General features: G+C 32.6%; 16 protein-coding genes and 1 tRNA gene. 10 read left to right on the forward strand and 7 right to left on the reverse strand.

Annotated elements, in window-relative coordinates; genetic code table 11:
- The first annotated feature begins 257 nt into the window (after positions 1-257).
- Positions 258-782, forward strand: coding sequence for a lipocalin family protein (locus JM658_RS01235; RefSeq protein ID WP_236957409.1), 525 nt, complete (start codon positions 258-260; stop codon positions 780-782).
- A 38-nt stretch (positions 783-820) separates the two neighbouring features.
- Here JM658_RS01235 and JM658_RS01240 read toward each other — a convergent pair whose 3' ends face one another.
- Positions 821-1504, reverse strand: coding sequence for an SCO family protein (locus JM658_RS01240; protein ID WP_236957410.1), 684 nt, complete (start codon positions 1502-1504; stop codon positions 821-823).
- Between the two features lie 159 nt (positions 1505-1663).
- On the opposite strand from JM658_RS01240, the gene rseP reads away from it, so the two are divergent.
- The 3 genes from rseP (at position 1664) to JM658_RS01255 (ending at position 4276) form a co-directional block, all read left to right on the forward strand.
- Complete coding sequence (rseP, locus tag JM658_RS01245) at positions 1664-2989, forward strand: RIP metalloprotease RseP (protein WP_236957411.1); 1326 nt, start codon at positions 1664-1666, stop codon at positions 2987-2989.
- Between the two features lie 123 nt (positions 2990-3112).
- Positions 3113-3186: transfer RNA gene (locus JM658_RS01250), tRNA-Asn, on the forward strand.
- Positions 3187-3343: 157 nt separating this feature from the next.
- A complete protein-coding gene (locus JM658_RS01255; protein WP_236957412.1) occupies positions 3344-4276 on the forward strand; it encodes a Na/Pi cotransporter family protein in 933 nt (310 codons plus the stop codon).
- 107 nt (positions 4277-4383) lie between these two features.
- Here JM658_RS01255 and JM658_RS01260 read toward each other — a convergent pair whose 3' ends face one another.
- Positions 4384-6066 (reverse strand): LVIVD repeat-containing protein, encoded by a 1683-nt coding sequence (locus JM658_RS01260; protein WP_236957413.1) that lies wholly within the window; start codon positions 6064-6066, stop codon positions 4384-4386.
- 121 nt (positions 6067-6187) lie between these two features.
- On the opposite strand from JM658_RS01260, the gene JM658_RS01265 reads away from it, so the two are divergent.
- The 6 genes from JM658_RS01265 (at position 6188) to JM658_RS01290 (ending at position 15075) form a co-directional block, all read left to right on the forward strand.
- Positions 6188-10165 (forward strand): PAS domain-containing hybrid sensor histidine kinase/response regulator, encoded by a 3978-nt coding sequence (locus tag JM658_RS01265; protein ID WP_236957414.1) that lies wholly within the window; start codon positions 6188-6190, stop codon positions 10163-10165.
- 77 nt (positions 10166-10242) lie between these two features.
- A complete protein-coding gene (locus JM658_RS01270) occupies positions 10243-10962 on the forward strand; it encodes an Hpt domain-containing protein (RefSeq protein WP_236957415.1) in 720 nt (239 codons plus the stop codon).
- Positions 10959-11324 carry a response regulator transcription factor gene (locus tag JM658_RS01275; protein ID WP_236957416.1) on the forward strand — a complete coding sequence of 122 codons (366 nt, stop codon included), beginning with the start codon at positions 10959-10961 and terminating at the stop codon, positions 11322-11324. The genes JM658_RS01270 and JM658_RS01275 overlap by 4 nt, the downstream gene beginning before the upstream one ends.
- A 5-nt stretch (positions 11325-11329) precedes the next feature.
- Positions 11330-12331 carry a HEAT repeat domain-containing protein gene (locus JM658_RS01280; protein ID WP_236957417.1) on the forward strand — a complete coding sequence of 334 codons (1002 nt, stop codon included), beginning with the start codon at positions 11330-11332 and terminating at the stop codon, positions 12329-12331.
- A gap of 102 nt (positions 12332-12433) precedes the next feature.
- Positions 12434-13765, forward strand: a complete 1332-nt coding sequence (locus tag JM658_RS01285; protein ID WP_236957418.1) for a glycosyltransferase family 2 protein — start codon at positions 12434-12436, stop codon at positions 13763-13765.
- A 29-nt stretch (positions 13766-13794) separates the two neighbouring features.
- Positions 13795-15075, forward strand: a complete 1281-nt coding sequence (locus tag JM658_RS01290; RefSeq protein WP_236957419.1) for a YaiO family outer membrane beta-barrel protein — start codon at positions 13795-13797, stop codon at positions 15073-15075.
- A 129-nt stretch (positions 15076-15204) separates the two neighbouring features.
- Here JM658_RS01290 and JM658_RS01295 read toward each other — a convergent pair whose 3' ends face one another.
- The 5 genes from JM658_RS01295 to JM658_RS01315 form a co-directional block, all read right to left on the reverse strand.
- The gene (locus JM658_RS01295) at positions 15205-16386 is read right to left on the reverse strand and encodes an alginate lyase family protein (protein ID WP_236957420.1); all 1182 of its coding nucleotides are present in this window, start codon (positions 16384-16386) and stop codon (positions 15205-15207) included.
- A gap of 35 nt (positions 16387-16421) precedes the next feature.
- On the reverse strand, positions 16422-17639 hold the full coding sequence (locus JM658_RS01300) for a glycoside hydrolase family 88 protein (RefSeq protein WP_236957421.1): 1218 nt from the start codon (positions 17637-17639) through the stop codon (positions 16422-16424).
- A 13-nt stretch (positions 17640-17652) separates the two neighbouring features.
- Positions 17653-19179 (reverse strand): RagB/SusD family nutrient uptake outer membrane protein, encoded by a 1527-nt coding sequence (locus tag JM658_RS01305; RefSeq protein ID WP_236957422.1) that lies wholly within the window; start codon positions 19177-19179, stop codon positions 17653-17655.
- An 18-nt stretch (positions 19180-19197) separates the two neighbouring features.
- Positions 19198-22242 carry a SusC/RagA family TonB-linked outer membrane protein gene (locus JM658_RS01310; RefSeq protein ID WP_236957423.1) on the reverse strand — a complete coding sequence of 1015 codons (3045 nt, stop codon included), beginning with the start codon at positions 22240-22242 and terminating at the stop codon, positions 19198-19200.
- A 201-nt stretch (positions 22243-22443) separates the two neighbouring features.
- Positions 22444-23466, reverse strand: a complete 1023-nt coding sequence (locus JM658_RS01315; RefSeq protein ID WP_236957424.1) for a LacI family DNA-binding transcriptional regulator — start codon at positions 23464-23466, stop codon at positions 22444-22446.
- Positions 23467-23561: the final 95 nt, after the last annotated feature.

Raw genomic sequence — 23561 nt, forward strand, 5'->3', positions numbered from 1 at the left:
GTAAGCAAAAGTAACATAAAAATTGAGTTTGAGGAAATAATTTAATAGATGTTTAAGAACAAGGAAGTTAAATTTTAGCAATTAAAATTAAAAAAGTCAGTGACGAATAATTCAGAGGAGAATTTTACGACATAAAATTAGCGATGCTTTTAGAAGACTTTAAATCTATTTTATGAAAAATACATAAGAATTTAGCTACTTTAGATAAAAGTATTGTCGCTAAAAGACAGTCTTTAAACAAACCAAAAAACAACAACATGAAAAACATATTAATATTGTGCGTATTGTCACTAGGCATTTTTAGTTGCAATACCATTCCAAAAGGAGCAGAAGCTGTTAAACCCTTTGATAAGGCAAAATATTTAGGTAAATGGTATGAAATTGCTCGTTTGGATTTTAAATTCGAAGAAGGCCTAAATAACACTACCGCTAATTATTCTTTAAATGACAATGGAACTATAAAAGTTGTAAATCGAGGTTATGATTACGAAGAAGAGGAATGGACAGAGTCCACAGGGAAAGCCAAATTTGTAGGCGACGATAATGTGGCAAAATTAAAAGTATCTTTTTTTGGACCTTTCTACGCTGGATACAATGTTATTGCCATTGACGATAATTACAAATACGCTTTGGTTGCTGGAAAAAATTTAGATTACCTATGGATTCTATCTAGAGAAACTACAATTCCAGAAAATGTTAAAAACGAGTATTTAAAAAAAGCTCAGGAAATTGGATATAACACCTCCGATTTAATTTGGGTAGAACATAATAAAGCAGAATAGAATTACAGCTCTTTATAAGGAGTATAAAACCAAAATATTTATGGTTTCTGCTCCTTATATTCTTCTTTTAAAACAGCTATATCATGAAGTAACTTTTGGATATCTTCTTGTTTGGTACCATCATAATAACCTCTAATTTTTTTCTCCTTATCAACCAAAACAAAGTTCTCGGTATGAATCATATCAAAAGGACCACCGTCTCCAATTGTTTTCACCGCTAGGTAACTTTTTCTGGCGAGCTCATATATTTGTTTTTTATCGCCAGTAACCATATTCCATTTACTATCTACAACCCCTTTTTCTAGAGCATACTCTTTTAGTCGAGGTACAGAGTCAATTTCTGGAGTTACTGAATGAGACAAAAGCATAACATCAGGATCATCTAAAATCTCCTTTTGTATGATGGTCATATTATCTGTCATTTTCGGACAAATAGTAAGACAGGTAGTAAAAAAGAAATCTGCTACATATATTTTATCTTTATAAGTAGCTTCAGTAATAGTATCTCCATTCTGATTGATTAATTTGAATGGAGCTATTGTATGATATTTTCTTATATATTGAATTGAAGAATCAACAAGCTCTGCATTTACCATTGAAGGCTCATAAACAGGAAGCCTCTCTTTTGGCTTTAAGGCCTGATATATTAAGCTCACAATAATTACCGAAAGGATAAATAGCGTAATAAAAAAATATTTGAATTTGCTAAAAAACTGTAGCATACAATGGCTTATTTTATGGCTGCAAAAATACAACATAAGCTAGGAAAAGCTATGTTTTTATCATAAAACAGTCATAAAAACTTCGCCTTACTACATTTTGATTGTGGTAAGTAGATGGAAAACATTACTTTTGTGCGATTTGAAAATGAAACCTAATTTATGAGTCCAATTTTAGTTAAGGCTATTCAACTTTTATTAAGTTTATCTATACTTATTGTTTTACACGAGCTCGGTCACTTTATACCAGCCAAAATATTTAAAACTCGTGTTGAGAAATTTTATCTATTTTTTGATGTAAAGTTTTCCCTATTAAAAAAGAAAATAGGAGAAACAGAATACGGTATCGGATGGCTTCCATTAGGAGGTTATGTAAAGATATCTGGTATGATAGACGAGAGCATGGACAAAGAACAGATGGCACAACCGCCTCAACCGTGGGAATTCCGTTCTAAACCAGCTTGGCAACGTCTTATTATCATGCTAGGAGGAGTTACCGTAAACCTAATTCTAGGTTTCTTTATCTATGCCATGGTATTATATGTTTGGGGAAGTAATGAAGTTTCCCAAGATTCTTATCCTAATGGTTTTGCTGTAGCTGAACAATTAGAGCCTTATGGCTTTAAAAATGGTGATAAAATATTAAATATTGATGGTAAAAAACCTGAAAATATTTTAGATGTGAGTCGTTTACTGCTAGTAAGAGGAGTTGAAGAAATAGAAGTAAAACACGTAGACGGTAAAAAAGAAGTGCTTAGTCTTCCAGATACTTTAGGAACTTACCTATATACAGAAGGAGCAGTTCGACCACTTACACCAAGAATAAACCCTGTAATAGATAGTGTTATTCCAGATAGCCCAGCAGATTTAAGTGGATTGAAGTCGAATGACAGAATTGTTTCTGTAAACGGAAATGCTGTTACTTTTTGGGATGAGTTTACTACCAAAGTGAAAAATGCAGACAACAACGCGATAAGTTTAGTTATAGAAAGAAACAAAGTAACAGATACGATCTCTGTAACTCCATCTGAAACTAATACAATAGGAGTTTATCCTAAATCTCACCTTACAGAAAAGGATATTATTAAGAAAGAATACACTTTTGCAGAAGCAATTCCTGCAGGAATTAACTACGGATATTGGACACTTAGGGATTATATCAGCTCAATGAAGTTTCTTTTCACAAAAAAAGGAGCTACAGAAGTGGGTGGTTTTGGAACCATTGCAAAGCTATTTCCTGACACTTGGGATTGGCAAGGATTTTGGATGTCGACGGCCTTTATATCTATTATTCTGGCATTTATGAATATTCTTCCTATCCCTGCTTTGGATGGAGGACATGTAATGTTCCTCTTATATGAGATGATTACTGGAAGGAAGCCGAGTGAAAAGTTTTTGGAATATGCACAAATGATTGGTTTTTTTATATTAATTGCCTTACTTTTGTACGCGAACGGAAACGATGTATATAAAGCGATTTTCGAATAAAATAAAAAAGTTTATTTTTTATTTGGTGTAAAGAAAAAAACATATATATTTGCATCCGCAAAAAGGAACAAAAAGCTTCTCAAGCAAGTACTAACAAAGGCTTAGAAGCATATAAAAATAAATTCCTCCTTAGCTCAGTTGGTTAGAGCATCTGACTGTTAATCAGAGGGTCCTTGGTTCGAGCCCAAGAGGGGGAGCAAATTCAAATCCAGTCTATTCAAAATAGGCTGGATTTTTTGCTTTATAGCGTTTCCTGATCTTAAAAAACATTTATCAACCTTTCATAAGAACAAAATTGTATATATAATTGATTGCACTTATCTTAGTTTAATTTTTTCTTAGAAACAATAAATCATGGATTGGATAGAATTGACTATATCAATAATTGCAGCTATCGGGTTATTCACTCATAGTCTGGAAAGCTTTTCTAAAAATTTGCAATCGCAGACTGGAGACAAGCTTAAATCTTTCTTATTGAAAGCTTCCAACTCTAAAGCTCGCTCTTTTTTATTAGGATTTGCTGCTACAGCTGTCGTTCAATCTAGCAGCGCCGTTATTTCTATTGTAGTTTCTTTTGTAGACGCAGGGGTTATTTTATTTGAAAGCTCCTTACCAATTCTATTAGGGAGTAATTTAGGAACTACTGTAACAGCATGGCTCGTTTCTTTTAAATTAGAAATGCTAGGAACAATATTAATTGCTCTAGGCTTTATAATGGGATATTTCCCTAATAAAATAAGATTGATTTCTAAGCCAATCTTTTACCTAGGACTCATTCTTTTTAGCTTAGAACTTATTAGCGCAAACTTAGCTCCTATAAAAGACAGTCCTAGATTAATAGAATTTCTAAGCTACGCATCTAATCCATTTATAGGAATCTTATTTGGAATTATAATTACAGCTGCGTGTCAATCTAGCTCCGTTACCGTTGGCTTAGTAATTATATTAAGTTCGCAAGGTGTAATCGAATTAGATAGCGCTATAGGTATTATTGTAGGTTCTAACGTTGGAACTACTACAACTGCCTTTTTGGCCTCTCTAAAGCTTGGAAAAATGGCCAAACAAACCGCCCTAGCCAATCTTTGCTTTAATTCTATCGGTGTTTTAATTTATTTACCCTTCCATAAGGTGTTCGAGAATCTTATTTTGAGTATAACACCAAACATTACTTTTCAAGTTGCTTACGCTCATTTGATATTTAACCTTGGCATAGGCCTCATCTTACTACCTTTTACTGGTTATTTTGCTAAATTATTTAAACCTAAAACAGAAGATCTTGCCACTTAGAAGATTAATGATTTTTAATAAAAGCCTCATAAACAAAAAAGAGCAACTTAAAAGTTGCTCTTTTTTTATCCTGTAATAACAATTCAGGAAATTAATTTTTATATAATTTATTTTAGACTATTAAAAGTATCTGTATAATCTCCTTTAATTGTTACAGTTCCGTTTTTAGTTACTTTTCCGTAAACCGTAATCGAAGATCCACTTCCTAAAAACTCTAATGTAGCGCCGTTATTTAAAATCATATTTCCGTACACAACTAAGCTTCCTTCTATCTGTAAAACACCGTTATTATTAACAATTAATGCATTGTATGGAGCTTCTGTTGTTCCTTGAGCTAAAGTCCCTTTAACTAAGAATGTACCATCACTATTTACATTAACTCCTTTGTTTACCGCAAGAGCCCCACAAAAAATAAGACTTGCTTTAGAGTTTACATTAACCCCCATTAAACTAGCCGATCCATTATAAGCTTCGTCTTTATTAGAATTAACATTTAACCAGTAGCCTCCTTGATACGCTGGATAATCAGAACATACTATATTACTTCCTGAATCTGACTTAGTAACTGCTTTGAGAATTTTCAATCCTCCTTTACCATCAGCAACAAAAATAAAATCATCATCGCTCTTTACATAATTTGCAGATCCTTCTAGATTTAATGTTCCAATAGTTGTTAGATCGCTTACGCTATTATTTATAGTATAAACTGAAACTCCTCCTGCTCCATTTGCTGTAAAGATGTGTTTATCATCTACTGAAACAGCATTTGTAACAACATCATTTGGATCTATATTTTCCTCAGAATCAACTTCAGGAATTTCGATGGTTGTTACCTTAGACCCGTTGCTTAATTTATAGATTCCTAAACCATTAAAACCTTCAGAAACTAGAACATTGTTATCATAAAAATCAATAGTACGTTTTGCTTCAGCTACATCTTGACTTGTTGAAAAACTTTTTGTCTCATTTAAGTTACTAGTGTTGTAAACATGAATTCCCTCTGTTCCACTCAACACAACAATTTTACTATCATAACTTTCAACAGCTCTCAAGTCATCTAAAGGAGCATCTTCATCTAGTTGTTGTGTGTTAATATTATACTTTCCTAAAATTCCATTATCACCAGAAACTCCGAAAATACCATCTGCATTAGCAACTACACCAGTAGCAACATACCCAGGCATATCCATTAAAGTTAAATTATCAGTAGGAATTCCATCTTGAAGTTGCATTTTAATTAAAAATGCAGGGTTTGAATCATCGCTACTCATAGATGGATTTGCTCCAGCAATATATAGTGCGTTTTGATAATAATCTATCGAACTAATGTCTGTCTCTGGAAATATAGCCTGTAATACTACTGTAGGTGTTAATGGGTTAGAGATATCGATCACATCTATGGCTCCCATATATGCATCTCCTTCTACATTATAAGATACATAAGCGTAATTTCCGTTAATTTCAACGTGCGTAGCTCTTAATACAGTTCCATTATATACTGGAGCTGAAACTTCTGCTACCTCAACAAGAGGAAGATCATTAGCTTCCATATCTTTTGCAGCTAAAATATTTGATCTCTTCCCAGCAGTTTCTTCTGGATTTTCTAAAGGAGCTCCTTTTACTCTTACAACTCCTGCATGTTCAAAATTAACGCGATTTGTAAGATTATCGCTATTTAAAATGACATTTGTTTGTTCCGGTTCTTGTATATTTGAACTGTCATCATCAGACTGACAACCTATAAACGAAACAGTGAATATTAGTACGATTATGCGTGCAATTTTCTTCATTTGATTCTTATATTTTACATACATATTTTGGGGTGCAAATTTAATCATAAAAAATTGAATTTTAGTACTTTAATTTTGACAAATTAGTACCTTGTATTGAAAATTGCAAATTTAAAACCTAATGGTTCAAACCAACATCTATAAAAAAACCATTTTATCAATAGTAATAGTCATTTTTCTGGTATCTATTTCTGCAATTGTAGGATGGGTTTTCAATATTGAATCGTTGACAGAAGTTATCTCTGGACTTCCATCAATGAAATTTAATACTGCTATATCTTTCTTACTGCTATCTTTAATTATCTATTGTATTCAGCAAAAAAAAAGTACAACTTTAGTTTATGTGCTAAATACACTCCTTTTTTTAATATGTAGCCTTACATTATTCCAAGATATTAGCGGTGTTGATTTAAAAATAGATCAATTATTTATAGCCGACAATAAAGGAGAAATGCTTGGAAAGCCAACTCCTGGTAGAATGTCTATGGCTACCTCGCTGTCTTTTATACTCCTTAGTTTGTCTTTATTTTCTATTGTTGGAAAAAATCAGACGTTTAAAAAAATAGCGGCTTATTTACCTCATGTAGTTACTTTTTTTGCCTTTTTAGCTATAATAGGATATTTCTTTGAAATTTCTACTATTGATAAAATCACCTTTATTTCTTCTATGGCAATTCATACTGCAATTGGATTTCTAATTGCCAGTATAGCCATTTCTCTGATATTCCCATATTATGGAATTACAGAACTTTTTACAGGAAGAAAAATTGGAAATATGGTTATGCGAAAACTATTTTTCAAGCTAACATTTATAACACTTGCCATTTCTTACCTCATACTTTTATGCTTTAGAAAAGGATATTTTGCACCTGACTTCTCAATCACCATTCTGGGTGTTTCTTTTATTGCAATAGCGCTATTAATACTTATTTTAGTTGTTCATTCTATGAATGAGCTCGAAGAAGATAGAACTAAGATCGAAGAAGAGCTACATATAACATCAACTTATTTAAACGCTACTCCAGACCCCATAATTATAGTAGACAGAAATTTAAAAATACATCTTTCTAACTCGTTAATGGAGAAGGTGTTTGGATATAGCGAATCAGACTTAGCTGGAGAAAATATAAGTGTATTAATTCATGAAGACGACCATGAAAAACACAGCCTTCATATAGAAAATTACATCAAACAACAGAAAAATAAAAACCATAATATTTCAGAAACTGGCAAACCCAATCACACCTCAATGATTGAGCTAAAGGCTTTACGAAAAAATGGAAATGAAGCTCCTGTAGAGATGACTCTCAATACTATTTGGACTAAAAACGGAGTCATAACTTTAGTTGCTTTTAGAGATATTTCTCGTAGAATTTTAGCAGAAGAACAGTTTAAAGCTGCGAAAGAAAAAGTACTTACTGCACTAGATGCTTCAATTATTGGAATATGGGATTTAGATGTGGTAAATTCCAAGATAGAATGGGATGAAACCATGTACAAACTTTATGGTGTACACTCAGAAGACACAGAAATCTCTTTAGATCTTTGGAAGGAAACTTTACACCCAGATGATGTTGATCGCGTATTAAACCTATTTAATGACGCCTTAGCCAACAAAGCTACCTACGACACTTTTTTTAGAATTATTTGGCCAGACAAATCAATCCACTACATTCGAGCTAAGGGGTCGCTTCATAGAAACTCTAAAAATGAACCTATCAGAATGTCTGGTACAAATTGGGATATTACAGCTCAAAAAGAATCCCAATTAGCACTTGAAAACAGTATAAAGCAAAACAAACTGTTTATTGAAGAGGCTCCTTCTGCAATCGCCATGTTTGATAATAATATGATTTATCAAGCTGCATCAAAAAAATGGCTAGAAGATTATGGAATCACTGAAAATATTATAGGGAAATCTCATTATGAAATATTTCCTGATATAGAAAAGAAATGGAAAAAAATACATCAAAAATGCTTACAAGGAGCTATTGATACTTGTGACGAAGCTTTATATGAAAAGGCAGATGGCACAAAACAATGGATTACTTGGAAAATAAAACCATGGTATAAAAAAGAAGATGAGATTGGTGGATTATTAATGTATACCGCAAATATTACTCAATTTAAGGTAAACATTTTAGAGCGACTTAGATTGCAAGATATGTTGAATCAATCTAATGAAGTAGCAAAAATAGGGAGTTGGGAATACGATAGGGAAAAAGATGACATGACGTGGAGTGATATTACTAAAAAAATACATGAAGTGCCAGAAAATTATGTTCCAACAAGAAATAATTCGTTTAAATTTTACCAAAAAGAAGATACTGAAAAGCTTCGTATAGCTACCGATAATACTTTAGAAAAAGGGATCCCTTTTGATTTAGAGCTTCGCTTTGTAACGGCTAAGTCCAATAAAAAATGGGTTCGCATTGTTGGTCGTACCAAAAGTTTTGATAAAAACACTAGAGTTTATGGGATTGTTCAAGATATAAGTACTATCAAAGCTTATGAGGCGTCGTTAATTGTTGCAAAACAAAAAGCCGAAAAAGCAAATAGATCGAAGTCAGAGTTCTTAGCAAATATGAGTCATGAAATTCGTACACCTTTAAATGGAATTATAGGTTTTACTGATTTATTGATGAAAACCAATTTATCTGACAGTCAAGAAAAGTATATGCACACTGTTTATAACTCTGCAAATCATTTGCTGGATATTATAAATGATATTCTAGACTTCTCTAAAATCGAAGCTGGTAAATTGGAGTTAAACATAGAAAAAGTAGATCTTTTAGAACTATGTAGCCAGACGATAGATATTATTAAACATCAAGCACACGAGAAAAAGTTAGAGGTTTTATTAGACATCTCAACAACTATCGATCGATTTATATACACAGATCCAGTTCGCCTTCGCCAAATTTTAACTAATCTCTTAGGAAATGCTGTAAAGTTTACGCATCAAGGGGAAGTAGAATTAGAGGTTCGTTGTGTCCCTGACCCATTGGATAGCGAAAAAAAGAAATATCTGTTTTCAATTAGAGATACTGGCGTTGGAATCGCCGCTAGCAATCTTGCAAAAGTTTTTAAAGCTTTTGACCAAGAAGATGCCTCTACAACTCGAAAATATGGAGGTACAGGACTTGGATTAACAATAAGCAACCGCTTGTTAGAATTTATGGATAGCAAGCTAGAGGTTAAAAGTAAATTAGGACAAGGAAGTACTTTCTCTTTTGCTATTGATTTTAAAACTGAAAAAGGTGAATATGAAAATATTTTAACTGAATATGAAACAGTACACAAAGTATTAATTGTTGATGATAATGACAACAATCGAACAATTCTTAAAGAAATGCTTCGAGTAAACAACATAACCTATGCAGCTGCCTCTAATGGGGTTGAAGCACTAGAAATATTAGAAGATAAAAATGATTTCAACCTATTAATTATCGACTTTAATATGCCTTATTTAAACGGGATTGAAGTTATAGACCATATTAGAAATAGTTTCAAAATAGATAGTGACCAACTCCCTATAATGTTACTTCATAGCTCAGTTGACGACGAGTTCCTGAATAAGGCATGTAAAGAGCTCAAAGTACAGTTTAATATTACAAAACCAATTCTATTTCATCAATTATATAATGTCATTAATCGGATTGAAAAACCTAACAAAGCAGAAGAGGTTGCTGTTACTAGCAATGAAATGTTATTAGAAGATATAGCCCCATCAATTCTAATTGCTGAAGATAATCCAGTTAATAAATTATTAGCCCGAACATTAATGCAGCGAATTTTACCTAAATCTACCGTTATTGAAGCTGATAATGGTAAAGAGGCTGTAGCGCTATTCACGGAAAATAAAGTTGATTTAATATTTATGGATATCCAAATGCCTATTATGAGTGGTTTCGAGGCTACTAAAGAAATCCGAGCTATAGAAAAAGGGAAGTCTCGTGTACCTATAATCGCTTTAACGGCACGATCAATGAAAGGAGAGAAAGACCGATGTATAAAACATGGAATGGATGAGTATGTGTTAAAACCTGTTGTTTTTAACACAATAAAAAGAGTATTAATTGATTATTTGAAAAAATAAAGAAACATTATAATATTTTTTTTGCTCAATTCTTATTTATAACCTAACTTTTAATTAAGCATCAATCGCAATACGAAATGTCAAAACATTTAAACATCCTTTTTATAACTAATGATCCATCTGAGTTGGATCAATTTTTATTAATATCAGAGAATTTTGATTGGAACATAGTGTCTGCTTTTGATAGCTTTAAAGCAATTCAAAAAATAAAAGAGAATCACGATTACGATGCTCTTATAATAAATCATGCTATAGCCCCGCTAGATCCAATTCAGCTTACAGATTATTTATCTATTGAGTTAAATCTAGATATCCCAGCAATACTTATTACAGAAAATAACACTCCGAAAAGTCTAAATAATGAAGCGCATTTTTACATATTAAAAAAGCCATTAACAAAAAAAGACATCGACCTTATGTTTTTCTTTATTAGCGAGTCCCTAGGAACTTCAAATAAAGACATAAAACCATATTCTCTTAATTATTTAAAACAATTATCAGATAACGATCCAGTATTCATCTTAGAATCACTACAAATTTTTAAAGATTCTGTAAATGAAAAAATCAACGAATTAAAACAAGTCTTAAAAGACGCTGAATTTAAAGAAGCGCGAGAAATTGCTCATAATATTAAACCTTCATTTGAAATACTAGAAAATGATTACTGTAGAGTGATTTGTGATAAGATATGTTATGAAACCGAAGATCAAGAAATCTCTTTTTTAGCTGAAAAACTAAATCAAGAATACACAAAAATTGTAAAAGAATTAAAAAAGGAATTCCCCGAGATTAAATGAAAAAGAAAATATTAATTATTGAAGACAATCCAATGATTGTAAAATCACTGGAATTTAAATTAACAAAAGACGGTTACCAAGTAGTTATTGCAAGCGACGGAAGAAAAGCGCTAGATATATTAAAAAAAGATTCTTTTCAACTTGTAATAACAGACCTTATGCTGCCCTTTATTAAAGGAACAGAACTCATTGAACACATAAAAGAAAACATCCCAGATTTACCTATTATTGTACTATCCACCTCAAACCAAGAAGAAATAATTATGGATGCCTTTAAAATGGGAGTTAATGATTTTATAACAAAACCTTTCAGTCCAAATGAATTATCATTAAGGGTGAAAAGAACGATAGAAAAAAATTAATTTTTTTGAATCAACTAGAAAACATAATAAATGATTGGCCATGGATATTAAAAGTAAATGTATTTTTTATATCCGTGTTTTTAGTATTAATAATTACTGGTATAGTTTTTCTCACTTATTTAAGAGTTTATAAAAATCGCCGTGAAAAATTCAAGCTCCTATACCAAGAAGAAGCAGATCATTTTTTAAATAATTATATGTTTAATGATGATTTTGATATTAAAAATGAAGTTGAAAATTTTAAAACCAAACATTTAAACACCTCCTTAAAAAAGAAAATAACGATTCGACAAATTTTAATCTACAATGAGAATTTTACTGGAGAATCTTCTGTTCTTATAAAAAGAATTTTCAAAGAATTAGAATTAGATGTATTTGTTTTCAACATCTTAAAAAAAGGCGCTTGGTATAATAAAGCACGCGCAATATATATCCTATCAGAGTTATTTGTTGTTAAACCAAAACTTATATCTCCCTTTCTAAACGCTAAACAAGAGGAAGTTAGAGAGCAAGCAATCTATTATTTCTTAAAAACTGCTACAGACAATCCATTAGCGTTTTTTAAAAATTTAAAAGCCGAATTAACCCTTTGGGAACTTATTTATATTGAAGACAGCATAAAACATGTATATGAAGGTAAAACTCCCGATTTTGCTGAATGGCTTAACCATGATTTAATAACTGTTATAATTTTCTCTATCCGAATGATTAAACATTTTAATCAATTTGAGAATATCCCAAAAATAACTCCTTTTCTTGATCATGAGAATGCTCTTATACGAAAGGAAACCATTAAAACGCTCTATAAGCTAAATTGTGATTCTTTATTGGAGAAGGTTATCCCTACGTTTAAGTCAGAAAAAGAAATCGTAAAGAAAGAAATTATAAAAGCAATTCAAGCATTAGGAGATATGGAGCAGTTAAAAAGTATTGAACCATATATCTATAGTAACGAAAAAGTAGAACTTACTTACTTGCAGATAGAAAAGAATTTTTTAATTAATTAAAAAGCAAAAGATATCGTTAATATAAACCAGATAATAGAATTTGTTAGTTGGTCATTCCTAATTTACGGAATAATAGTTTGTTCTGGCTATATCTTTTCGGCTATGTTTTCCTTTTTTGAAATTAGAGATTATAAAAGAAAGTACAATCTAAAAGATGAAGTTGCTTTATTACAATCAACAAACCTTCCGTCAATTTCGATACTCGCACCCGCTTTTAATGAAGAAAAAAATATTGTAGAAAATATAAGGTCGCTTCTCACCATCAATTATCCTTCCTATGAAATAGTAATTATTAATGACGGAAGTAAAGACAAAACATTAGAACAACTCATAAAAAGTTTCCATTTAGTTGAAGACGATTCTCTATACTTTAATTTCATTCCAACTAAAGAAATAAAGAAAGTATATAAATCTAAAAGTAAGTCTTTTAAAAACCTCAAAGTAATTGATAAGGAAAATGGTGGTAAATCTGATGCATTAAATTCAGGTATTAATATCTGCAAACATGATATTATAACGAGTATTGATGTTGATTGTATCTTGGAGAGTAATGCTTTATTAAAATTAATAAAACCCTTTTTAAACGACAAAAATAAGGTAATAGCTTCTGGAGGAATTATACGTATAGCAAACTCTTGCATTATTGAAGATGGTAAAATTATAGAGGTAAAATTGCCTAATAAATTTATAGCAAGAGCACAAGTTATTGAATATTTCAGAGCGTTTCTTATGGGGAGAATGGCATGGTCTCGAATGGATGGACTACTTCTTATTTCTGGAGCTTTTGGAATGTTTGATAAAAATACCGTTATGGAAGCTGGCGGATATAATACAAATACCGTCGGGGAAGATATGGAGCTCTTGGTTCGTATGCGAAGAATGATGCTAAAAAGGAAGGAAAAATATACCGTTGGATTTATACCAGACCCTTTATGTTGGACAGAAGTTCCCCAAGATTGGAGAGTACTTCATAGGCAACGTAATAGATGGACTCGAGGTACCGCAGAAACATTATGGCTCCACAGAGCTATGATTTTTAATCCAAAATATAAGGTTTTAGGAATGTTAAGCACCCCTTATTGGCTGTTTTTTGAATGGCTCGCCCCATTAATAGAATTCATAGGGGTTTTATTTTTTATTGCCTTACTATGCTTCGGTCATATCGAATGGAAGTTTGCATTAAGCTTTTTCTTGGTTTCTTATTGCTTTGGCATTCTATACTCAATTACAGCATTACTATTTGAAGAATATTCTTTTCAACAATATAAAAGAACAGATTATTTATATAAATTAATTATCACAGCATGTTTGGAACCAATTTTTTACCATCCATTCATACTTTGGGCATCTTTAAAAGGTAATATTGATTTAATAAGAGGACGAAAATCATGGGGAGCCATGAACAGATCTGGATTAAGAAATTCAACAAAATAAAAACAATATAAATTAAGATATTATTCAAAATGAATCATCCTATAATTACAAATAATTTTGGAGGCCTCTATTTATATAAAAAAGCGCTATGCCTTTTTATCTGTCTCTCTACGGTTTTTATTTCGCTTGCTCAAGAAGATAAAACTAGTGACGAACTTTTTGTTATGGCTAGAAAAGAAGCTTTTGATAATGAAAATTATGACGAAGCTATCCGCTTAATGAAAATTGCTACTGAAAAAACACCAGATTATGCTGATTTAAATATCTTTTTAGGAAGACTTTACACTTGGACAGATCAAACAGAAAAAGCAAGGCCTATTCTAAAAGAAGCGTATTTAAACAATAAAAATTATGAGGATGCAGCAATTGCTTATGCAAGTTTAGAATACTGGAATGGCAACCCATCTGAAGCGTTAGCTATTGTTAATGCATCTTTAGAGCACAATCAAGATTCTGAAGATTTATTATTACTGAAGTCTAAAATTTTAATGGATTTAAAAGAGTACCAACAAGCTAATAACACGCTAAATACAGTAATAGAAAACAATCCTAAATCTACTGAAGCTCGATCTTTAATGCAAAATGTAAGAAAAGAATCTGCTAAAAATGAAATCGGTGTTTCTTACGATTTTGTCTATTTTGACGAACGTTTTGATAAACCATGGCATCTGGCAAGTGTAGATTATTCAAGACAAACAAAATATGGTTCGATAATAAGTCGTTTTAATTATGCCAATCGCTTTGGAACAGGGAGTACACAATTCGAATTAGATTTATACCCGAGAATATCAAATACCTTTTACGCCTATGTAAATGGAGGAATTTCTAGTGATAAAGGCGTTTTCCCAGAATACAAAGCTGGATTTTCATTGTATGCAAACCTTCCTGCTGCCTTTGAAATAGATGCAGGTTTTAGAGTTTTATTTTTTTCTGATGAAACATGGATTTATACGGGATCTATTGGAAAATATTATAAAAATTATTGGTTTAATTTCAGGACATACCTCACACCATCAGATAGTGGTGTTTCCAATTCATATGCCTTAACAGCAAGGTATTATACAGGAGGCGCAGATGATTTTTTCAGTGTAAAAGTTGGAACTGGCTTTTCTCCTGATGATGCCACAAACAATATCTTATTGAACAGCAATACACAACTTAATTCTACAAACGTCTCGCTAGAATACAGGAAACTCATTAAGAAAACTCATGTTATTTTTGCTCGTGGAACTTATGAGAACATAGAGTATGCAACAGATTCTAGAGGAAATCAATACACAATAGGAATAGGATATATAAAGAGGTTTTAAGAAGATAAAGTCTTCCTTTTTAATTATAAACAGAGATTCATTATATAAAAAAAGCTACACCTTAAAAAAAGTGTAGCTTTTTAATTACTAACTAATCAATAAAAACAAATAAAACTATCTTCAAAAATTCTACAACCAAAGTAATGGGTGTCGAATCGGCATATTTCTAATTATCTCTTGCTTCTTGTAATCAGCTTTTAGCGATTTCCATAACAAGAGGTATTCTTGATTCTTAAAAGCTAAGCCTCCAAATAAAAATGACGAATGTTGAACAGGCCAATCCTCCCAATACATAACGTCTTTTTGATAAGGCCAGATGGATTTATCATTTACAAAAGGGAACATAAATTCTAATCCTAATTGAATGTTTTTACCATCATTGGTCGTATACTCAAAAAGGTTATTATCAGAACCTGAAAGTACTTGGCAAATAGCCGTCATCGCATCTAAAGTAAATAAAGAATACCCATAAGGCTTGGTTCTTTCCAACTCCTGAGGAAAGCCTCCATTTTTATCCATTTGCTGTGGGAGCAAGGTGTTTTTATACATTTCTGAACAATAATCCAGTACCTTTTTATTACTTGTTAATTCAGCAAAAACAGCAGCTTGCATTGCCCAACAAACACTATGATTATTCCCATGATCTCTTTCTGCAATTCCATATGGGTGTGTTGTAATCCAATTTAAATAACTAGAAAACCAATCCTTAATCTTATAAAGCGTTTTTGAATCAATTAAATCGTTAGCTTCTAACACCAAGACTGCTTTTGCTACCTCCATTAAATGAATGGTATCTATAATTCCAATCCCCCTTCCTGTTACTTTACCTGAAATGGCTTGGGCATATAATAAACTAGGATTCATAAAAGTATCTTCATCTATAAACCAAGCTTTTAAATGCGGAATTAATTTCTTTATATACTTAGGGTTTTTAGTAATAATATATGCAGAAGCCAAAGTTCCAGAAATATCATTAAAACGGATCATCACCTCTCTATGGGCTGTGAAATTATCTGGATTTGTCAATCCATCCTTTCTAATGTAGGGCCCTTTAGGGTTATTAGGATCTGGCCACCAGTAATCTCCTTCAGAATAAAAATCGTGAACTCCACCTGCACTTCGATCAGAAACAAAAGAAGTAACCGTAATCGGTTTCGCTTCCAAATACTTTTCAGCTTTGGTTAGAATCCGTTCTTTTTCGATGGAAACAACATCAAAATATGATGTTTGCTGCGCCTCTGCTCCAAAAAAAAGCAACAGCAGCATCGCAAAACATACACTTCTTATTTTGTAATTAATATTTGTAACCATCGTTTAATTTTATTCTCTACCGAGCCTATTCACCTTCAAAATAATACGGAGACTCCTACTAAAGTCCCATTTTTTTGCATTCTTAATAATGCCTCAAGGAAATAATAATCTCCGTAATTAATCGGTCCATCGATTTCATCTTTTTTAGGCCAATTTCCCGTGCTGTGCTTTAAAATAAAAGGAGCATCTACAGTAGCTTCTAAAAGATATTCTGGAGTTTCTAATACATCTAATACTTTAACGGCATAATTTTTATACTTCTCATCTTTTGTATAACCATACAATTCTAAGAATGCAGAAGCAATAATAGTTCCTGCAGAAACATCTCTAGGTGCATTTGGAATAGCTGGATCATTAAAATCCCAATATGGAATTCCATCTTCAGGAAGGTTTTTATTCTCTAGATAAAACTTTGAAATTGCTTCAGCTTGCGCCAAGTATTTAGGGTTTTTAGTATATCTGTATGTCATTGTATACCCATAAATACCCCATGCTTGACCACGAGCCCAAGCAGATTCATCTGCATAACCTTGGTGGGTTACTTTTTCTTTCACCTGACCATTAATTGTATCATAATCCACTACGTGGTACGAGCTATTATCTTCTCTGAAATGATTTTTAAGCGTTGTATTTGCATGATTATCTGCAATTCTATAGTATGTACTATCTCCAGAGAATTTTGTGGCTTCAAACAGAAGTTCTAAATTCATCATATTATCTATAATCACTGGATATTCCCAATTTGGGCTCCAATCCCAAGACCGAATGGCTCCTACATTTTCATTATACCTGCTTGAAAGTGTTTTTGCTGTTTGCACAACCACATCTTTATACTCCTGATTGTCTTCGACTTGCAGAGCACTTCCATAACTACAGAATATTTTAAATCCAGTATCATGTGTTCCATCATCAAACTTCTCCTTTTCGATGAACTTTGTCCAAACAAGTGCTTGATCTTTATACTTAGAATTATCTGTTAACTGATAAATTTTCCAAAGACTTCCTGGGAAAAAGCCAGAAGTCCAATCTTTTGATGGAACTCCGCGAACACCCTCTTCTTTAGAGTAACTTCTTGGAATAGCTAACGAATCTGGTTTGTACTCCAATAACTTCTGATATCTTATCCTCAATAGAGAATCGTTATCAATAGAGGCAACTTCCGTAGAAGTTACCTCTTTATTTTTACCATCTTTACAGCTTATCACTGTAAGAGCTAATAAGCTAAAGGCTATAATGCTCGTTTTTTTAATCATGAATTCTATTTTTTTAATATCCTGTATTATTAGGTTGTAAATTAGGATTTCTTTCTAATTCATCAGCTGGAAGCGGGAATAAATAATCACGAGAAGCATCAAAATTTGGCTGTGGATCTAAGCTTCCTGTACTAAATACTTCGTTTCCTAGCTTTCTTCTTTTGATATCATACCATCTTTTAAATTCAAATGCTAACTCCCATTTTCTTTCTTCTAAAACCATATCTCTAAATGCATCTTTAGACAATCCAGACATTGCATCCTCTGGGAAACCAGTAGCATTTGGATTTCCATTTCTCGCTCTTGTACGCACTCTGTTTACATAAGAAGTTGCTTCAGCAGAACCAGGACTTGTTTCATTTAAAGCTTCAGCAGCAATAAGTAAAACTTCAGCATAACGCATTAATGGATAATTAAAGCTTGTTGTACGCCCATTACTATCTCCGGTAGCTCCAATAAACCTAGTGTACTTAGCTATATAAGCACTTGCAACATTTCTAGAATCAAAATCAGGGAACTTAGTAAAAGGTTCTACAACCCCATTAAATATTCCTGTAGTATCTAAACTTACTGCCTTTCTATAATCTCTACCATCCCAAGTATTATAAACACCTATTTTCGGAACTGTAACAGACCAACCACCGCCAATATCTCCACGTTCGTTAGCTCTTATCCCTGTAAGTGCTCCTGTATAATCTCGTCCAGTGTCTCCATCACTTTGACCATTGTAAGCTAATTGAAGTAACACTTCACTTTGACCTCCTTGTTTATCTGCATTAAATAAATCTTGGAAATCATTTTCTAAACCTAAACCAAACTTTCCTTCATTATCAATTACATACTTAGCTTCTTTGTAAGCCATTTCATAATTTTCCATCGTTAAATAAACTGATGCTAAATATGCCGCAGCTGTTGCTTTAGATGGTAATGATTTATTAGATTGTTGCTCTGGCAAATATGTTTTAGCCTCTTGAAGGTCTGCTATAATTTTGGTATAAACTTCTGCAGCAGTAGACTTTTCGATATTCTTAAAATCATCAAAGGTTTCTACTGTAACCGTATTTTCTAAGTAAGGAATATCTCCAAAAAGACGTACTAAATGGAAATAAGCATAAGCTCTAAAAAAATTAGCTTGTGCTCTTATTGGATCTATTTGAGCTGGCGAATCACTTAGATTAGATGATGCTGAAATTGCTTCATTACAACCTGCAATAATTTGGTATGATTTAGGCCAAAATTCTGAAACCATTCCATTATCTGCATTCATTGTAAAATTATCTACTTCTTTTCTTCTTGCGGAAGTACCTTGATCTCCAATAGAAACCATATCTCCTCTAACCATAATAGAAAGTGAGAGCTTTCTTCCCCAGTATGCCTCGGTTGCCATATTTCCTATGGCTCCATTTACTAAAGACTGAATATCATCTGGTGACTGTACGAATCCATCTGGAGAAAGTGTGCCTAGTGGCTCTTCCTCAAGATCTGAACAGCTAGCTAATACTAATGTCATTAGTAAAACTAAATATTTGAAATTTTTCATTTTATAAAGTTTTTAATATTAGAATTTTAGATTTAAAGAAAGTGTCAGAGATCGTATATTAGGATAACTACCATAGTCAAACCCTTTATTTACGTTACCATTCTGACTCCCTTGGCTTCGGTAACTTGCCTCAGGATCTGTTCCAGGAAAATCGGTAAACGTTAGTAAATTCTGTCCGCTTATTCCGAATCTAATCCCTTGCATTCCTAATTTCTCTACCGCTCTAGCAGGTAAATTATACCCCAACGATAAGTTTTTAAGGCGTACATAACCACCATCATAAACAAACCTAGAAGTAACACGCTTTTCACGAACTGCCGCAGAAGGCACGTCTGTATCTGTGTTTGTAGGAGTCCAAGCATTTAGAACTTCCGTAGTGGCATTAGACTCCCCAGAAGCCAATTCTAATAAAGTATAACTAAATATATCTCCTCCAACTGCTGCTTGAAAAAAGATATTTAAATCGAAGTCTTTATAGGTGAAGTTATTATTAAAACCTGCAGTCCAATCTTGATTTGGATCTCCTATAATTTTTCTATCATCTGTGTTAATAACACCATCTCCATTAAGATCTGTAAAAAGTTCATCTCCAGCTCCACTTCCTTCATAACCTGCAATACCCGCTGGAAGCGTACCTCCCTGATTTACTCCTTGATATTCATATCCATAAAAAACACCAACAGGCTCTCCTTCTCTTAACACATGAGTTTGGTTTTGTAAGAAAGATCCTGGAGAAGAATCTAAAAATATATCAGCTCCATCTATTAATTTTGAAACTTCATTTTTATTCTTTGCCCAGTTAAATTCTGATGTCCATGTAAAATTATCCTTAATTATGTTCTTAGTAACTAAGCTAATTTCAATCCCTTTATTGTTGATCTCCCCAACATTTTTTAAGGCTGCTAATGTTAACAGTCCAAAATATTCTGGTGCTGAAGTATCCCCTAGAATAACATCTTTGGTATCTATATTATAAAGGTCAATAGAACCACTTACTCTATTGTTTGCAAATCCAAAGTCTAATCCTAAATTAGTTTGATAAGAAGATTCCCATTTTAAATCTGGATTAGCTAACTGATCTGGAACTACAGCACTTGTAATTTCATCTCCTGGTGCCGAATAAATGGACTCATAAAATGCTAAAGATTGATATGGCTGAATAGATGGATTCCCTGTAACACCATAACTAGCTCTAAGTTTTAAATTAGATAAAACCTCGCTGTCTTTAAGAAAACCTTCATTAGAAATTGTCCATCCAATTGCTCCGGATGGAAATATTGCATATTTATTATTCTTAGCGAAATTTGACGAACCATCTCGTCTCACCGTAAAGGTTAATAAATATTTATCATCATGAGTAAAATTTAACCTCCCATATTGAGAAACTATCTCGCTTTGAATATTTGCTGAAGTTGGTTTTTGAGCATTCGCTCCAGCTTCCAAATTATAATAAGAAATACTATTACTAATAAGATCACGAGTTTCAGCTCCAAAAGATAGAGATTTCTCCTTCTGATAAGAATAACCAACTAATGCTGTGAAATTATTCTTTCCGAACTCTTTATTATATGTTAAGTAATTTTCGGAAAGTATGTTTGTTGATTTTGTTGTATTAAGACTTGCAATTCCTCCTGCTCCTCCTGCTGTAGAAAGTAAAGTAGAAGGTTTAAACACACCTCTCATACTATTTGTAGTACTATAACCAAAGGTCGTTTTAAATGACAATCCATTAATTATTTCATATTCAGCAAAGAAATTCGCTCGATAATCATCTACAGTAGAATCATCTTGCGTTTCTCTGGCAATAGCAACAGGATTATCAAAAGCATCACCAACAGGATTCGTAGTATTATTTCCATTTTCATCTTGGATAGGGGTATCTGGTGCAAAACGATATGCTAAAGAAATAACATCTCCTTCTTGCGCTCCTCCAGATCCAGCTTGACTTGACACACCATCTTTATTTCCACGATTTCCAAATCCACTAAAACCAAGTTTTAATTTATCTGTCATCTGAACGTCTATATTACTCAAGAAAGAAAAACGCTCATATCCAGAATTGATAACAACACCTTCTTGATTAAAATAATTTCCTGATACATAATAATTAATTTTATCTGATCCTCCAGAAAATGACAATTGATTATTAGACACCCCTCCAGATCTAAATATCTGATCTTGGTAATCTATATCTGCTGGTCCTTGAACATAACTAGGACTAATTGCTTGCCTAAACGCTCCGAATTGATCTGCATTTAATAAATCCAATTGATTGGAAACATTCTGTACTGAATAGGAGGTATTTAATTCGATTTGCATCTTTCCGCTTCTACCTTTTTTGGTAGTTACCAAAATAACCCCTCCAGAACCTCTGGAACCATAAATAGCAGTTGCAGAGGCATCTTTTAACACCTCAATCGATTTAATATCTGCTTGTTGCGGCATTTGTACTCCTACAAACCCATCTACTACAATTAAAGCTGCACTACTTGCTCCAATAGATGTATTACCTCTAACACGCACAGAAATTGGCGCTCCAGGTTCACCTCCATTGTTAGATTGAACAACAACCCCCGCAGCACGACCTTGTAAAGCTTGCTCTGCATTTAAAACAGGGAATGCGTCCAATTCTTCAGCTTTTACTGAAGAAACAGATCCTGTTATGTCACTCTTCTTTTGTGTTCCATAACCTACCACCACAACTTCATCGAGCTGCGATACGTCTTCTTTTAAAATTACTTTTACTGTTGATTGATTACCAACCGTTACCTTTTCTGTAGTAAAACCAATATAGCTAAATACTAATACAGCACTATTAGATGCTACATTGATTTCAAAATTACCATCGAAATCGGTTACTACTCCGGCATTTACACCTTCAATAGTTACCGAAACCCCTGGCAACGGTTCTCCGCTCTCTGTTTGAACAATACCAGATACCACTTTCTGAAGTATCGGATTTTCAAAATCTGAGCCTTTTACGAATAATGATAAGCAACAAAAAAGCCCTAATAAGAGCATTTTTTTACCTACCAAAACTTTAAATAAGCTTTGTTTTTTCATGTCTGAGTTATGTATAATTGTTAGTTTATGTCCTACAATAATACAAAATGAAAATTATCATACAATCGATTGTATGATTTTTTCGATAAAAAACATTCAAAAAAATACGCATATACCAAAAAACAACTGTTATTATTGACAACCTCATAATTCAAAAGTTAATTCAACTTTTAAATCTTCAGAAACATACTGTATTTTCAACTAAACTCTTTTAGTAGAATCTCTTTTAATAAGAGTTGGGTTTAGTGTAATTGTCTTAGCTAAAACATCATCTCCTTCATCCTTTATACTGTCAATTAAAAGATTACAGGCTATTTTACCGATATCGTAGCCAGACTGGTCTACCGTTGTTAAAGAAGGCTCAATGGCTTCAGATATTGGCTCATTACTGAAACCAACTACTGCTATATCATTTGGAATAGATTTTCCTACTGACTTTAAATATTTCATCGCACCGATGGCTGCCACATCATTAGCAGAAAAAATACCATCTAAATTTTTATTTTCACTCAAAAGCTTCTCTGCAGCTTCGTATCCATCCTTTTCATTTAAAGCGGAAGTATGCACTAGTTTAGAATTAAAAGGAATGTCATTCGCTTTTAAAGCTTCTTTATACCCTTTTAATCTTCCCTTATATATATTTAAAGATTTAGGACCAGCAATATGACCAATGTTTTTACAACCAACTTCAATTAAATGTGAAGTAGCCTCAAAAGAGGCTTTATAATCATCAATTAATACCTTACTGTTTTTCCCGCCAGGAATACATCTATCAAAAAAAACTAAAGGAATATTTCCTAATGAAAACCTATCTAGATGGTTGCTTTCTGAAGTTTCCATAGACACAGAAATTAACACTCCATCCACACGATTAGAAATTAGATTCCCAACAATTCTTTTTTCTCTTTCCAACTGCTCCATAGATTGTGCAATAACAACATTATAACCGTGTGTATATGCAGCTTCCTCAATACCAGCAATTGTAGATGAGAAAAAATGACGGGAAATTCTAGGTACAATTACTCCAATAGTATTAGACCTACTTTTTCTTAAGTTTGATGCTAAAAGATTTCTTTGATACCCAATTTCTTTTGCCTTTTTTAGAACCTTTTCCTTAGTAGCTTTTGTAACTAAATTACTATTATTTAAAGCTCTTGAAACAGTGGAACTATCTATATTTAATAGCCTTGCTATTTCGTGTATCGTAGGCTTATTTTTCTTCATCTATTTAAAAATTTATAAACTCATAAGTCAACAATAATAACAAGAGCTCGACAGATCTTGAAAGTACAGTCACCTTTTTTTATGATTCAAAAGCA

Origin of the sequence: Joostella atrarenae (genome assembly GCF_021764745.1) — a bacterium.
Lineage (GTDB): Bacteria > Bacteroidota > Bacteroidia > Flavobacteriales > Flavobacteriaceae > Galbibacter > Galbibacter atrarenae.